The 13,332-nt window shown below is 71.6% G+C and carries 13 protein-coding genes; 7 read left to right on the forward strand and 6 right to left on the reverse strand.

Annotated elements, in window-relative coordinates; translation table 11 throughout:
* Positions 1-562 precede the first annotated feature (562 nt).
* Complete coding sequence (locus UA74_RS33060; protein ID WP_198042813.1) at positions 563-730, forward strand: hypothetical protein; 168 nt, start codon at positions 563-565, stop codon at positions 728-730.
* A gap of 100 nt (positions 731-830) precedes the next feature.
* Here the strand turns inward: UA74_RS33060 and UA74_RS21915 are convergent, their stop codons facing one another.
* Complete coding sequence (locus UA74_RS21915) at positions 831-2,060, reverse strand: ABC transporter substrate-binding protein (protein WP_198042814.1); 1,230 nt, start codon at positions 2,058-2,060, stop codon at positions 831-833.
* A gap of 355 nt (positions 2,061-2,415) precedes the next feature.
* Here UA74_RS21915 and UA74_RS21920 point away from each other — a divergent pair, with 355 nt between their 5' ends.
* From UA74_RS21920 to UA74_RS21935, 4 genes are all read left to right on the forward strand, one after another.
* Positions 2,416-3,564 (forward strand): Gfo/Idh/MocA family protein, encoded by a 1,149-nt coding sequence (locus UA74_RS21920; RefSeq protein WP_232237366.1) that lies wholly within the window; start codon positions 2,416-2,418, stop codon positions 3,562-3,564.
* 96 nt (positions 3,565-3,660) lie between these two features.
* On the forward strand, positions 3,661-4,569 hold the full coding sequence (locus UA74_RS21925; protein WP_075741929.1) for a DUF6807 domain-containing protein: 909 nt from the start codon (positions 3,661-3,663) through the stop codon (positions 4,567-4,569).
* Between the two features lie 84 nt (positions 4,570-4,653).
* Positions 4,654-5,445, forward strand: coding sequence for a cupin domain-containing protein (locus UA74_RS21930; RefSeq protein ID WP_075741930.1), 792 nt, complete (start codon positions 4,654-4,656; stop codon positions 5,443-5,445).
* A 663-nt stretch (positions 5,446-6,108) separates the two neighbouring features.
* The gene (locus UA74_RS21935; protein WP_075741931.1) at positions 6,109-7,074 is read left to right on the forward strand and encodes a helix-turn-helix transcriptional regulator; all 966 of its coding nucleotides are present in this window, start codon (positions 6,109-6,111) and stop codon (positions 7,072-7,074) included.
* Here the strand turns inward: UA74_RS21935 and UA74_RS21940 are convergent.
* Both UA74_RS21940 and UA74_RS21945 read right to left on the reverse strand, forming a co-directional pair.
* On the reverse strand, positions 7,055-7,918 hold the full coding sequence (locus tag UA74_RS21940; RefSeq protein WP_075741932.1) for an SDR family NAD(P)-dependent oxidoreductase: 864 nt from the start codon (positions 7,916-7,918) through the stop codon (positions 7,055-7,057). The two genes, UA74_RS21935 and UA74_RS21940, sit on opposite strands and share 20 nt — an antisense overlap.
* Before the next feature lie 132 nt (positions 7,919-8,050).
* The gene (locus UA74_RS21945; protein ID WP_075765338.1) at positions 8,051-9,682 is read right to left on the reverse strand and encodes an alkaline phosphatase D family protein; all 1,632 of its coding nucleotides are present in this window, start codon (positions 9,680-9,682) and stop codon (positions 8,051-8,053) included.
* 150 nt (positions 9,683-9,832) lie between these two features.
* Here UA74_RS21945 and UA74_RS21950 point away from each other — a divergent pair, with 150 nt between their 5' ends.
* Together UA74_RS21950 and UA74_RS21955 are read left to right on the forward strand one after the other, a co-directional pair.
* Complete coding sequence (locus UA74_RS21950) at positions 9,833-10,810, forward strand: TIGR03557 family F420-dependent LLM class oxidoreductase (protein WP_157434652.1); 978 nt, start codon at positions 9,833-9,835, stop codon at positions 10,808-10,810.
* Between the two features lie 58 nt (positions 10,811-10,868).
* Positions 10,869-11,276: a PPOX class F420-dependent oxidoreductase gene (locus tag UA74_RS21955; RefSeq protein WP_075744092.1), complete on the forward strand. Its 408-nt coding sequence runs from the start codon at positions 10,869-10,871 to the stop codon at positions 11,274-11,276.
* Between the two features lie 39 nt (positions 11,277-11,315).
* Here UA74_RS21955 and UA74_RS21960 read toward each other — a convergent pair whose 3' ends face one another.
* The 3 genes from UA74_RS21960 to UA74_RS21970 all read right to left on the reverse strand — a co-directional run bounded on the left by UA74_RS21960 (position 11,316) and on the right by UA74_RS21970 (position 13,295).
* The gene (locus UA74_RS21960) at positions 11,316-12,143 is read right to left on the reverse strand and encodes a Rossmann-fold NAD(P)-binding domain-containing protein (RefSeq protein ID WP_075741935.1); all 828 of its coding nucleotides are present in this window, start codon (positions 12,141-12,143) and stop codon (positions 11,316-11,318) included.
* 94 nt (positions 12,144-12,237) lie between these two features.
* Positions 12,238-12,762, reverse strand: a complete 525-nt coding sequence (locus UA74_RS21965) for an AbrB family transcriptional regulator (RefSeq protein ID WP_075741936.1) — start codon at positions 12,760-12,762, stop codon at positions 12,238-12,240.
* The gene (locus UA74_RS21970; RefSeq protein ID WP_075741937.1) at positions 12,759-13,295 is read right to left on the reverse strand and encodes an AbrB family transcriptional regulator; all 537 of its coding nucleotides are present in this window, start codon (positions 13,293-13,295) and stop codon (positions 12,759-12,761) included. The genes UA74_RS21965 and UA74_RS21970 overlap by 4 nt, the downstream gene beginning before the upstream one ends.
* Between the last annotated feature and the right edge of the window lie 37 nt (positions 13,296-13,332).

The raw sequence follows: 13,332 nt of genomic DNA on the forward strand, positions 1-13,332 counted from the left end.
CTTTTACCGACCCGATAGATTGGCATCTGCCCGCAGCGCGGCATCGCTCGCGTTCGATCCGAGAACCCACGACCCGTCTACATCGCCACCCCGAGAAGCCCGCCGTGGTCTCACCACGGACCCGATAATGCGTGTTCCGAACAATGTCGCAGGTCGCGGATGCGAAGTACGGCGCATTCGTCCGGAATCATTCCGTGATCTGGTGGCCGAACCATTCCCGAGACCGACTCCGCGCGTGGCGAGTGGCGGTCTTCGTCGAGCCGCGCCGCTGGCAGGCGCCCGGTTCGCGGCTCGCGCACTCCGCTGTCTGCGGCCGGTTCCGACGACGCAGGTCGGCGGGCGGCAGCGTCTCGGGCGGTCCGGTCAGCGGTCTGCACCCAACTTGACGTGGGGGCGCGCACGCGGCCAGCCGGCCGAGCGATCACGGCCAGGACGTCCCGGACGGACTCCGGAACCGACTGCAGGCGTCCCTGGTGTCGGGTCGATCACCGTGTCAGCTGATCTCCGGCTGGGTACAGGGCAGATGACCGCACTCCGAGGTCACGGATTCCAGGAGGCACCCATGATCGCCATCATCGCCGCAGTGCTGTTCGGGCTCGCCCTGATCCTCGACATCGCGGGCGCCTCACTCGGGCTGGTCAGCAGTGGACTGCTGACGACCGCAGGCCTGTTATGTCTGGCCCTGCACCTGGGCGGTGTGGGCTCGAACCGCCGGGCCCGACGACGGTGAGCCTCGTCGCGACGGCCGTCTCGGCCAGGAGGCAGCCGACTCGTCAAGTCGAGACCCCGGACCCGAATTCGGGTCCGGATCGGGCCGCCCGCCAGGGCCGTCAGTCCAGGCTGTCCCGCGCATCGGCGAAGAAGCGCTCGACGCCCTCCGCCACGGTGACCCGCCCGTAGCCGATCTCCTCGTCGATGCGGATCAGGGTGCGCTCCACGGCCGAGCCGCCCGGCGGGGGCGGCGGCGGGGTGTCCCGGACGTGCTCCTCGATCGAGGTCTCGTATTCGCCCACGAGACCCGCCGGACCCGCCAGGTCGACGTTCTCCTGCTGAGCCACGGTGGCGGGCATTCCCCGGTCGGCCCCGAGCAGGGCGGCGGCCTCGGGATCGTTGACCAGGAAATCGATCAGCATCGCCGCCTCCTCCGGATGCTCGCTGCGAGCGGAGACGCCCATGAGTGCCGAGGGCTTGAAGTAGGTGCCGAGTTCGTCGGTGCCGGTGGGCATCGGTCCCAGCGCCAGCGGCGAGCCGTAGGTGTTCTCGGTGCTCAGCATCAGCGTGTCCCAGCCGAACTCCGAGGCCGACAGGCCGTGTCCGAGCGGCGTGACCGTGTCGCCTGCGACCACCCGGTCATGCGGCACGACGAGCCCGCGTTCCTGGAGGTCGACGACCATCTCCCAGTACTCGGTGAGGTCTGCCTCCTCGAATCCGAGGTCGCCGTCCTCGGTGTAGAGGCTGGCCCCGCGCTGGGCGAGCCAGTTCTCGAAGAAGGTCAGGTGCTGGCTCCACGAGGTGGTGGGGAACCGCTCCTCGCCGAGATGTGCCTGGAGGGTCTCCAGCGCGCCCTCGAAGTCGGCCCAGCTCCAGCCGACCTCCGGCGGCGCCAGGCCCGCCTCGGCCCAGACCTCGGGGTCGTACTGGAAGGACAGCGAGGTGCGGCCGACCGGCACGGCGAAGTACTCGTCGCCGACCCGGCCCGCCGCCTCCATGCCCGGCAGCAGCTCGTCGACGGCGATGATCTCGCCCTCGTACGGCGTCAGGTCGCGCAGTAGCCCGCGCTCGGAGTACTCCCGCAGGTAGCTGTAGTCGATCTGCATGACGTCCGGCGGATTGCCGCCCGCCGCCTCGGTGGCCAGCCGCTGCCAGTAACTGCCGAACTCGGCGAACGACGTGGCGACGGTGATGCCGGGATTCTCCCGCTCGAACATCTCCACCGCCTCGGTGAGCAGTTCGGCGCGTTGATCGTTGCCCCACCAGGTGTAGCGCAGCTCGACCTGACCGTCGTCGCCACCCGAGCCGCATGCCCCCAGCGCGAGGGCGAGGACGAGAGCCGCTGCCACCGAGGTTGGTCGTCCGCGTCGAGAGCGGTGGATCATGAGCACCTCCGAGTCCGCCGACGGATGCCGAGGCCCGCAGCCGAGCGACGACCCGCCCGTCGTTCTCGCACGTTAAGCGAGAGCCGCGTCACAGCGGCCGTCGCCGGCCGCAACCGGCCGACGCCGGCCCGGCCTCGTCGCAGGCGTTGAGTCCCGCCGGACGGGCCGATACCGTCGAGGGAAAGCGTTTCCCGCAGTTCGGCGGGATCGCGAGGTCTCGATCGACGCCGCGTCGATCCCTGCCCGGCGGCGACGCTGCGGCAGCCGAGGTGAGGAGCGCGCCACGTACCGCCCAGGAACCACCCTCATCCGCGCCGCCGTGATCGGCACCGGCAACATCGCCGACGGCAGGCATCTGCCCGCGCTCCAGGACGCGCCCGACGTCGAGATCGTCGCCGCCGTGGACGTCGATGAGGATCGAGCCCGCGACTGCGCCGCCAAGTGGGGCATTCCGGCGTCCTATTCGGACGTCGAGACTATGTTGACGCGGGAACAGCCCGATCTCGTCGTCATCTGCACACCGCCCGCCCTACACCGGGAACAGGCGGTCGCCGCACTACGCGCGGGCGCCTGGGTGCTGTGCGAGAAGCCGCCGTGTCGGTCGCTGGCTGAGTACGACGAGATCGCGGCTGCCGAAGGCAGCGATCAGACTCAAGCTGCCGAAGGCGACTGTCACGCTTCGGCTGCCGAAGGCGACGGCCACTCCCCGGCAGGCCCGTACGCCGCCTTCGTGTTCCAGCACCGCTTCGGCTCCGGCGCCGAGCACGCCAGGAGCCTGATCTCGCAGGGCAGGCTCGGTGCGCCGTACGTGGCGCTGTGTCAGACCACCTGGTACCGCGACGATGCCTACTACGCCGTCCCGTGGCGCGGCCGGTGGGACACCGAGGGCGGCGGACCCGCGATGGGCCACGGCATCCACCAGGTGGACCTGCTGTTGGAGCTGATGGGCGACTGGGTCGAGGTGCGAGCGATGGCGGGTCGACTCGCCAGGGACGTGCAGACCGAGGACGTCTCCACCGCCTTGGTGCACTTCACCTCCGGGGCCATGGGCTCGGTGATCAACAGCGTGCTCTCGCCGCAGGAGGCGAGCCGCATCCGGGTCGATCTCGCCGATGCCACGGTGGAGTTGGCCCACGTCTACGGCTACACCAACGACGACTGGACCTACACGCCCGCCCGGCACGTCACGGCGGAGCAGGCCGAGGGCTGGGGCACGCCTACCACCGACGAGACGGGTTCGCACGCCGGTCAGCTCGCCAGCCTGCTCGCCGACATGCGGGCCGGTCGCAGGCCGAGGTGCAGCGGCGTGGACGGCAGACGGAGCCTGGAGTTCACCACCGCGATGTACAAGGCCGCGGTGACGGGACGTCCGGTGCGCGCGGGCGAGATCGTCGAGGGCGACCCGTTCTACACCGATCCCAGCGGCGGTCGCACCGACTGGACACTCGCCGCACAGTCGACCGGCTGAATTCGACCACCGTCACCCGGCGGCGGCGGTCGAGCGCGAGACGCGGCGGTGTCGCGGCAGGCGACATCCGAAGACGACAGGAAGAGGACGACGAGCGTGGGCATCCTGCACGTACGGCACGACCTGGGCGCGGAGATCGTCGTGGAGGCGGCGGGCGTGGCGATCCTGTCCTACGTCTACCGGCCCGACCCGATCGCCTTCGAGGCCCCCAAGCCCTACTGCCATCCGCTGCGGACGCTGGCGGGCGACGTGGTGACCGACTACCGGCCCAACGACCACCGCTGGCACAAGGGACTCCAGCTGACAGCGTCGCACGTCTCCGGCGACAACTTCTGGGGCGGCGTCAGCTACGTCCGCGACGAGGGATATGTGGTCAAGGACAACATCGGCCGGATGCGGCATGACGGCTTCGACGCCGTCGACGCTGCCGAGGACCGACTCGACCTGGTCGAGCGGCTCACCTGGATCAACTCCGGCGAGGAGACCTGGGCGAAGGAGGTCCGTCGCATCTCCGTGCACGACGTCGACGTCGAGGACGGCTCGTGGACGCTGACCTGGCGCAGCACGATCACCAACGTGCGGGGCGCTGATCTGCACTTCGGCAGCCCCACCACCGAGGGCAGGCCGATGGCGGGCTACACCGGGCTGGCCTGGCGCGGGCCGCGCGCCTTCCGCGACGGCACCGTGCTCACCGCAGGCGGCCTCGACGCCGCAGGCGTGATGGGGCAGCACGCGGACTGGGTGGCGTACTCGGGCGAGCACGACGAGGTCGACCGGCATTCGACGCTGGTCTTCCAGGAGGGGCCGCGCAATGCGGCGACCCCGGCGCACTGGTTCGTCCGTTCCGACCCGTTCGCCGTGGTCAACCCGAGCTGGGCCTTCTACGAGGAGCTGGCGCTGCCACCCGGCGCGGCACTCGATCGGGAGTACCGCGTGGTAGTGGCCGACGGCGCCTGGACCTCGGAGCGGATCGCAGACACGCTGGCGGCGAAAACCTGGTCCTGACGGCGAGTCAGGTCGCCGCGATGACAGCCTGACGGTCGGACGCGCACGAAGACGACCGGCCGGACCCGAACGAGAGGAGACGACATGACCGCCGAATCGAGTCCGTATCGGGACGGGGACGCCCTGCTGCTGCCCGGCGGCGTGGGAGTGTCCCAGCTGGACGTCTACGACTGGCCGACCGCGGACGACAGTCATGGCGGCTCGCCGCACATGCATCTGACCTGTATGGAGGCCTATGTCGTCGTCGGGGGCGAGGGTGCGGTGCAGACCCTGACGGCAGGCGGGCAGCAGGAGAGCGAGCTGCGGCCGGGGACGACGCTGTGGTTCACGCCGGGCACCATCCATCGGCTGATCAATTCGGCGGATCTGCGCATCGTGGTCGTCATGCAGAACAACGGGCTGCCCGAGGCAGGCGATGCGGTCTTCACCTTCCCCCCGGAGATCCTCGACGACCCGGCGGCGTACGCGCAGGCGGCGACGCTGCCCAGCCCGGCGGTCGAGGGCCATGCGGCGGCCGAGGCGGCGGCCAGGGCCCGACGAGACCTCGCCATCGAGGGCTTCGGTCGGCTGCGGGACGAGATCGCGGCGGGACGGGACGAGGCGTTGCTCCGCTTCCACGAGCAGGCGCTGGCCCTGGTGGGCGGCAAGCTCGCCGACTGGGAGCAGCGCTGGCGGGCCGGTGCACTGGCGGAGGCCGAGCGCACCGGGGCGCAGCTCGCCGCGTTGAAGTCGGGGGACGTCTCGCGGCTGCGGGCCGCCGAGATCCGGCAGATCGTTCCCCGTGATGACCGCAGACTCGGGATGTGCGGCAGGCTCACCACCTACCCGGTGGAGCGCGCGAACGAGGTGGGCGGCACGCGGCCGGACGCAGGCTGACCGGCTGATCCAGGAGCGGGCGCGCCGCCCGCCCGGCGGGCAGGCGGCGGCTCGGGCGTCGGCCCGCCGCAGCGTCTGCGGGCCGGGCGGGAAGCGGCGTCCGGGCGACCCGGCGGGATCGGTCGGTGCCCGAGTCCGGACCACGGCGGTGTCTCATGCAGCGATCCGGGTCCGGCCGGTCGAGGCGCGCGCCCTCGGCTCGTCCGACGACGAACCCGCGCGGCCGGACCGGGAAGCGCCACCCGGCAGGGCATGGCCCGGCGCGCGGCGTGCGCGGTGTGCGGCGTGCGCGGTGTGCGGCGGCTCGCCCGCCGAACGCTGGGCTGCGACCGGCAGCGGAGATCCGGGCACGGCGAGGCCACGCCGTGGGGACTCAGCCACGTCGATGGAATGGCGCGGAGCAGCCGTCAGGAAACGCCGCAACCCGGCGCGCGCCCGTCGGCGCTCACGACGTCGGGACGGCCCGCCCGCCCCGAGAACGACGCTGAGCCGGCCCAGGCGAGTGCGAAAGCTGCCTCGGCGTCCGACCACCGAACTAAGGTCGAAACGACCGGCCCCACGTCGGGCCGCCAGGACCGGCCGAGAACAGCCGGGCCGCAGGCGGGCGCCGGCACAGCCGCCTGCTGACCCCCGACCACACACCAGCTCGACGAGGGAGCACGCATGCGGGCCGCACGGCTGATCTCGCTGGTCCTGCTCCTCCAGGCCAGGACCAGCATGACGGCGGGCGAGCTGGCCGCCGAGCTGGAGGTCTCCGAACGCACGGTGTACCGCGACGTGCTCGCGCTGAATGCGGCGGGCGTGCCGGTCTATGCGGAGCGCGGCGCTGCGGGCGGTTACCGGCTGCTCGACGGCTACCGCACGCGACTCACCGGCCTGAACTCCGCCGAGGCGCAGGCGTTGTTCCTCTCGGGCCTCGGTCGCACCCTGGAGGAGCTGGGGCTCGGAGCACAGGCGGGCAGCGCGCGGCGCAAGGTGTCCGCAGCGCTGCCTCCGACGCTGCGGGACGCCGCGGACGACGCGGCGCGGCGCTTCCTCCTGGACGCGCCGGGCTGGTTCGACGAGGCCGTGACTCCCCCGCTGCTGGCCGAGCTGGCGCGCGCCGTGTGGGAGGACCGGCGCGTGGCGACGCGATACCGTCGAGGCGCGCGTGAGGTCCGGCGGGAGCTGGCGCCGACGGCGCTGGTGTTGAAGAACGGCCGCTGGTATCTGGTCGCCGAGATCGACGAGGGCCACCGGGTGTATCGGGTGGACCGGTTCGTGACGGTCGAGCTGCTCGCGGAGACCTTCGACCGCGCGGGCTCCTTCGACCTCACCACGTTCTGGCGGGACTGCTCGGCGGAGTTCGTCCAGCAGATGCTCACCGTCCCGGTGACGCTCCGGGTCTCCCCGGCAGGCAGGCTTGCGCTGCCCAGAGTCCTGGACCCCTCGTCCGTACGGCAGGCACTGGCCGAGGCGGCGGAACCCGACGAGCAGGGCTGGATCACGGTGACCCTGCCCGTCGAGTCGATCGAGATCGGTGCCGATCTCCTGCTCGGGATGGGGCCAGAGGCGGAGGTGCTCGCGCCGCCGGAGGTGCGCGAGCTGATGGCCGACTCGGCCAGGCGCCTCAGCCTTCTGTACCGCTGAACAGCTCGAACGGCAGGTTGCGTCCCTCGGCGAACGCGTCCCAGAACGGACTGCTCGCGCGGCCGTTGACGTCGGTGAAGCCGTAGTCGGCGGCCAGCTCCACGACCGTGCGCAGCGCGCCGGTGTGGCGGCTGGGATCGGGGTCGGCGGCCAGCGCCGCGATGGCACGACCGATGAACTCCGGCGACTCGGTGTAGGGCGCGGCCTCCGCAGGCATGTTCTCGGTCTGCGTCCAGCCGGGCGAGACGGCCAGCGCCGTGCCGCCGGAGGGGCGGAGGTCCTCGGCCAGGCCGAGCGGCATCCGGTTGACCGCCGTCTTGGCGACGTCGTAGTACAGCTGGCCGTAGTACTCCGGGCCGACCGCCCAGGTGGTGACCGCCAGCAGTCCGTTCCCGGTCTCGGCCAGCAATCGCAGGCCGAACTGGGCCGTGAGCACGTGCGCCCGCAGCCCGGCGATCAGCATCGCGTCGAGCTGGCGCGGATCGGACTCCCACAAGGGCTGCGGGACGATCCCGTCGTCCTCGGTGGTCTCGTAGCCGCCCCAGGCGTTGGAGACCAGTACATCGAGCCTGCCCGAGTCGGCCCGCACCCGGTCGAACAACGCCCGGATCTGGTCGATGTCGGTGTGATCGCAGCGCACCGGGATGCCGGTGCCGCCGCGCGCCGTGACCCGCTCCGCCGTCTCCTCGATGGTCTCGGGGCGCCCGGTGGGGCTGCCGGTGGCCCGGCTGGACCGGCCGGTGACGTACACGGTGGCGCCGTTCTCACCGAGCACCTCGGCGATGCCCCGCCCCACGCCCCGGCTGGCGCCGGTGACGACCGCGATCGTGTTCCGCAGTTGCACTGTCCTGTCTCCTCACGTCGAATCCGAACGTGATCGAGGGTGACAGCGAAACCTGACACCGGCTGTCTGGATTGTCCGCCGGATCGCGACCGTCCCCGGCACCCGACCGGGCCAGGGGCCGGGACGGCGGGTTCAGCCGTTCGCCAGCACCTGCCGGGTCATGGGGCGCAGGCCGAGTCGCCCGTCGGCCGTCGTGGCCTGTTCGAGGCGCACCTCGGCATGGCGGCCCCGGATCGAGACCGTCGCCACCTCGTTGCCGAAGTAGGGCCCCGCGAGTCGATCCCAGCTCAGCGGCGGGTCGGCGACGCCGGCTCGCCGGGCGGCGAATCGGGTGAGGCGGACGAGCGCGGGCCACCAGCCCATCCGGAACAGCCAGCGCATCTTCCTGGGTGCCGCGTTGTGCAGGGGCGAGCAGGTGAGCTGGTAGACGGGCGCGTCGGGGGCGTCGGGATACCGGGCCTTGGCGATGTAGCTGTGGTGGACGTCGCCGGAGAGCACCGAGGCCGTCGCCGTGCCGCTGCGCACCGAGCGCAGCAGCAGCGCCGAGAGCCGGTCGAAGGACTCGCGGAAGGCCGCCCAGTGCTCCAGGTCCAGGCCCTGCCGAATCCGCTCCCCTCGCTCGCCCCGGCTGCCGGGACGCGCCGAGGCGACCTCGTTGTGCGACTCGACGTCGCTGATCGCGGGCGGCAGCAGCCAGGGCAGAGTGCTGGCGAGGAACAGGTGCTCGACGTGATCCGGCGTGCTGACGGCGTTGTGCTCGATCCAGTCGAACTCCTCGTCACCGACCATCTTGCGGACCCCCTCCGCGACGACGCGGCCCGCCCGATTGTCGATCACCACCAGCCGCACCGGCCCGTAGTCGCGGCGGTAGCTCCAGCGGTAGGCCGTGGCGCCGTCCGCCTCGGAGTCCGCCCATTCGGCGAAGTCCTCCAGCAGCTCCAGTGCATCGCCGTCGCGACCGGAGCGCAGGACCCGCGCGTACACCTCGTCCTCGTCGAGGTCGACCGGGCGGAGATTGCCGAGATGCTGATAGATCCAGTACGAGGCCAGTCCGCCGCGAATCCGCTGCCGCCACCACGGGGTGGCGGCCATCTCGCGGCGCCAGGCCTGCGAGGTGTTCCAGTCGTCGCGGACGTCGTGATCGTCGAAGATCATCGCCGTCGGCACGGTGGAGAGCAGCCAGCGCAGCAGCTCGCCGGACCACGCCTCGCGGTAGAGGTAGGTGTACTCCTCGAAGTCGGCGACCTCGGTGCCCGGCGGCGTGGTCAGGTCGCGACGGGTCGCCAGCCAGTCCTGAGTCGCCGGGCTGGTCTCGTCGGCGTAGACCTGGTCGCCGAGCAGCAGCAGCGCGTCCGGCCAGTCCTGCTGGTCCTGGGTCGCCATCCGCTGTGCGTAGGCAGCCAGCGCGTGCGGACCGAGCGTGTCGGGACGGTCCACCGGGTCGACGCGCGGGTGCTGACAGGAGCCGAAGACCAGCGTGAAGTGCTCCGGACGCTGCGCCGAGGTGCGGATGCGGCTCGGCGGCAGGGTGGAACCCGGCGGCGGCCAGACCAGCTCCCCGTCGAGGCGCACCTCATACGGCGTCGCCGTGTCCGAGGGGAGGTCTCGCAGCACCACCAGCGCGTAGTGGTGGCCGCCCACCCCGAAGGTCGGCGTCGTGGTGCCCAGCACCTCGACATCACACGCCGCGTCGGTCTCCACCCACACCGTGGCGGAGTCGGCATCCGCGTAACGCAGTACCGGTCCCAGCAGTAAGCCCGTCACTCGCACTGCCTAGCGGAGGAAGTCGTCACCCACAAGGGTTGCGCGCAGAGTGCGATGCTCGGCACCAGGCGTGCGACGCGCGGACCGCCCCGCCTGCGGCCCGTCGCCCGAGGTGCGGCGACCACTCCACCGTGTGATCGTCGAGAAATGATCTCCTTCGGTTACACTCTGTTCACCGAGCAGGCACCGCCCCGGCAGCTGGTGTCCGACGCCGTCGCTGCCGAGAAGGCCGGTTTCGACTTCGCGGTCTCCAGCGATCACTACTTCCCCTGGCTCGACTCTCAGGGCCATTCCTCGTACTGCTGGAGCGTGCTCGGCGCCGTGGCGCACGCGACGAGCCGCCTCGAGCTGATGACGTATGTGACCTGCCCGATCATCCGCTACCACCCGGCGGTGGTAGCCCAGAAGGCCGCCACGCTGCAACTGCTGTCGGAAGGTCGGTTCACCCTCGGTGTCGGTGCGGGCGAGAACCTCAACGAGCACATCGTGGCGCACGGCTGGCCGCCGGTGAACACTCGGCACGACATGCTGGTGGAGGCGCTGCACATCATCGGCGGGCTCTTCGACGGCGGCTACGTCACGCACCGTGGCGATCACTTCCAGGTGGACTCGGCGCGGGTCTGGGATCTGCCGGAGCAGCGCGTGCCGATCGCCGTCGCGGTCTCCGGCGGACAGTCGATCCGGCGGTTCGCGGCGCTGACCGATCACCTGGTGAGCACGGAGCCGAAGCGGGAACTCGTCCAGAGCTGGGACAAGGCCCGGCCCAGCGGGGCGGCCCGCAGCCGCAAGATCGGCCAGCAGCCGGTGTGCTTCGACGCCGACCGCTCGGCGGCGATCGACCGGGCCCACGATCAGATGCGCTGGTTCGCGGGCGGCTGGAAGGTCAACTCTGAGCTGCCCTCCACCGCCGCGTTCGCCGCCGCCAGCCAGTTCGCCAGGCCGTCCGACGTGGCCGAGTCGATCCCCTGCGGCGACGACGTCGGCGCGATCGTGGAGTCGATCCGCCCGTTCGCCGAGGCGGGCTTCACCGACGTCGCGCTGGTGCAGATCGGCGGAGCGCATCAGGAGCCGTTCTTCCCCTTCGCCCGCGACCGGCTGCTGCCCGCCCTGCGATCGGAATTCGGCTGATGTCCGGAACGACCCCGCCGCCTTGCGAAGCCGACCGACCGAGACGAGGATGACGATCATGGCAGCCGAACCGCTTCCGCCGCATGTCATCGCCCTGCTCGAGGGCGCAAACCCCGCCGTGATGGCCACCCTCCGTTCAGACGGCACGCCCGTCTCGGTCGCCACCTGGTACCTGTTCGAGAAGGACCGGATCCTGGTCAACCTCGATGCCAAACGCACGAGGCTGACCCACCTCCGTCGTGATCCACGGGTCTCGCTCACCGTGATCGAGGACGGGAACTGGTACAAGCACGTGAGCATCCAGGGGCGGGCGACCTCCATCGAGGACGATCCCGAGATGACCGACATCGACCGGCTGGCCACCCGATACACGGGCGGCCCCTATCCGGATCGCACCCGTCCCCGCGTCAGCGTCTGGATCGACATCGACCGCTGGCACGCGTGGAACGTCGACTCCGGGTCATGATCCCGGCGCCGAGGCGGGTGGCGGTGGACGTCGCCCGCCTCAGCCGATCAACGGCCGGACGGCGTCGGCCAGATCGGTTCCCGGCCCGCCGAGCAGTGCACGCAGGTGCGGACTCGCCGTGGCGAAGACGCCGTTCTCGCCGAATTTGATCATGCTGAGCAGGGCGCCCGCCGCAGCCTCCGGCATCCCGGCGGCGGTCAGGACCGGCAGCAGCTCGGCGTCGGACGCCACGGTCCGCCGCACCGGCCGGTCGGCCGCCGCCGCCACGGCCGCCGCCAGCTCGACCAGGTCGAAGCTCCGGTCGCCGGTCACCTCGAACATCGGTCCCGCGTAGTCGCCGGTGAGCGCCGCGACGGCCGCCGCGGCGAGATCCGAACGCCCCGCCGCCGCGAACCGGGCGGACCCCTCGGGAGCGGGCAGCTCGCCCGTCTCGGCCGCGTGCCGGATCAGCGGGCGGAACGTCTCCAGGGCCAGGCCCAGCCGGAGCACGGTGTGCTCGACGCCGATCGATCGAAGATGTTCCTCGGTCCGCGCGTGGAAGACCATCGGCGAGAGCTGCGCCGCGACGACGCTGAGGTAGACGACCCGCGACACGCCCGCCGCGACGGCCCGGTCGATCAGGCCCGCCAGCAGTGCGGCGCCGCCGTCCGCTGCGCCGGTCCCGTTCGCTACCGGAGCGATGAGCACGCCCTCGGCCCCGTCGAACACCGCGTCCTCGGCCAGTGTCTTCTCGATCTCGTCACCGGAGAAGGCCCCGCCTGCCGTCGAGACGCCGAGATTCACGGTGCGATGGGCGATCCCATCCCCGCCCAGCCGGGCGAGGGCGGCGACGCCCAGCAGCTGATCCGCACCGACGACGACGATCATGACGGACTTCCCCCGATTCGATGGGTGTGGCGACGACGAGGCCACCGTAGTCGGCAGGTGGCATCCGGGAGGACCGATCCGGCGTGCATCGTGATCACGATCCCGCACCGGGCGCCGCCTCACCGCCCCCCGCCTTGCGGTCCAGCCATCGGATCAGCAGCGGAAGGACCGTCAACAGCACCACCAGCCGGATGAGGTGCATGCCCGCGACCACGGCGCTGTCGCCGCCCAGGCTCGCGGTCGCCGCCACCAGCTCGCCGACGCCGCCCGGGACCATGCCGAACACCGCGACGGTCTCGTCGACGTCGCCCCAGTGCGACAGCAGGGCGCCGAGGCCGACCCCGACGCCCAGGATCGTCACCACGGCGAGCAGGCCGGGTAGCAGCAGGCTGCGGAAGACCCGGATCAGCGATGGTCCCAGCGCCGAGCCGACCACGGTGCCCACCACCACCTGGGCGGCGATCTCCAGTGCCCTCGGCAGGTTCTCCGGCGTGCCGGTGATCGCGTGGAACGCGCCTGCCCCGGCGATCGCTCCGATGAGCGGCCAGAGCGGAACCCGCCCCAGCCTGGCGAGCAGTGCGCCGAGTAGCGCGGCGGCCAGCAGTCCGATGACCGTCACGCGGGCCCCGAGAACCAGATCAGCAACGGCATCACGACCAGCACCACCGCAGCGATCCGTGCGAGGTGGACGGCGACGACCACCTCGGCACGCGCGCCGACCTCCGTCGCGACCGCCGCCATCTCGCTGAATCCACCCGGCGAGCAGGCCAGCAGGCCGGTGCGCAGATCGATGTCGAAGCGGCGGGAGAGGAGCAGGGCCAGGCCGACGTCGACCGCCAGCAGGACGAGGATGCCGATCAGCACCGGCAGCGCCAGGTTCGCCAGGGCGGCCAGGCTGCCGCCGTCGAGCCGAGCCCCGGCCACGCAGCCGAGTAACAGCAGGCCCACTCGGCTCAGCCACCGAGCGGGCCGGTGGCCGGACCAGCGGATGTTCACCAGGGCGCTGCCCGCGACGGCGCCGAAGATGCCGCCTGCGGGCACCTGAAGCAGCAGGGCGACGGCGGCACCGAGCGATCCGCCGAGCAGCAGCCGCAGCGTCGGCAGCAGGCGGCGCACGGCCCCGGCCCCCCGCGCCCCGTCGTCGGCTGTCATCGAGCGCGGCTCCTCCGTCGGTGTGGCGGACCTGACC

Origin of the sequence: Actinoalloteichus fjordicus, assembly GCF_001941625.1 — a bacterium.
GTDB classification, from domain to species: domain Bacteria; phylum Actinomycetota; class Actinomycetes; order Mycobacteriales; family Pseudonocardiaceae; genus Actinoalloteichus_A; species Actinoalloteichus_A fjordicus.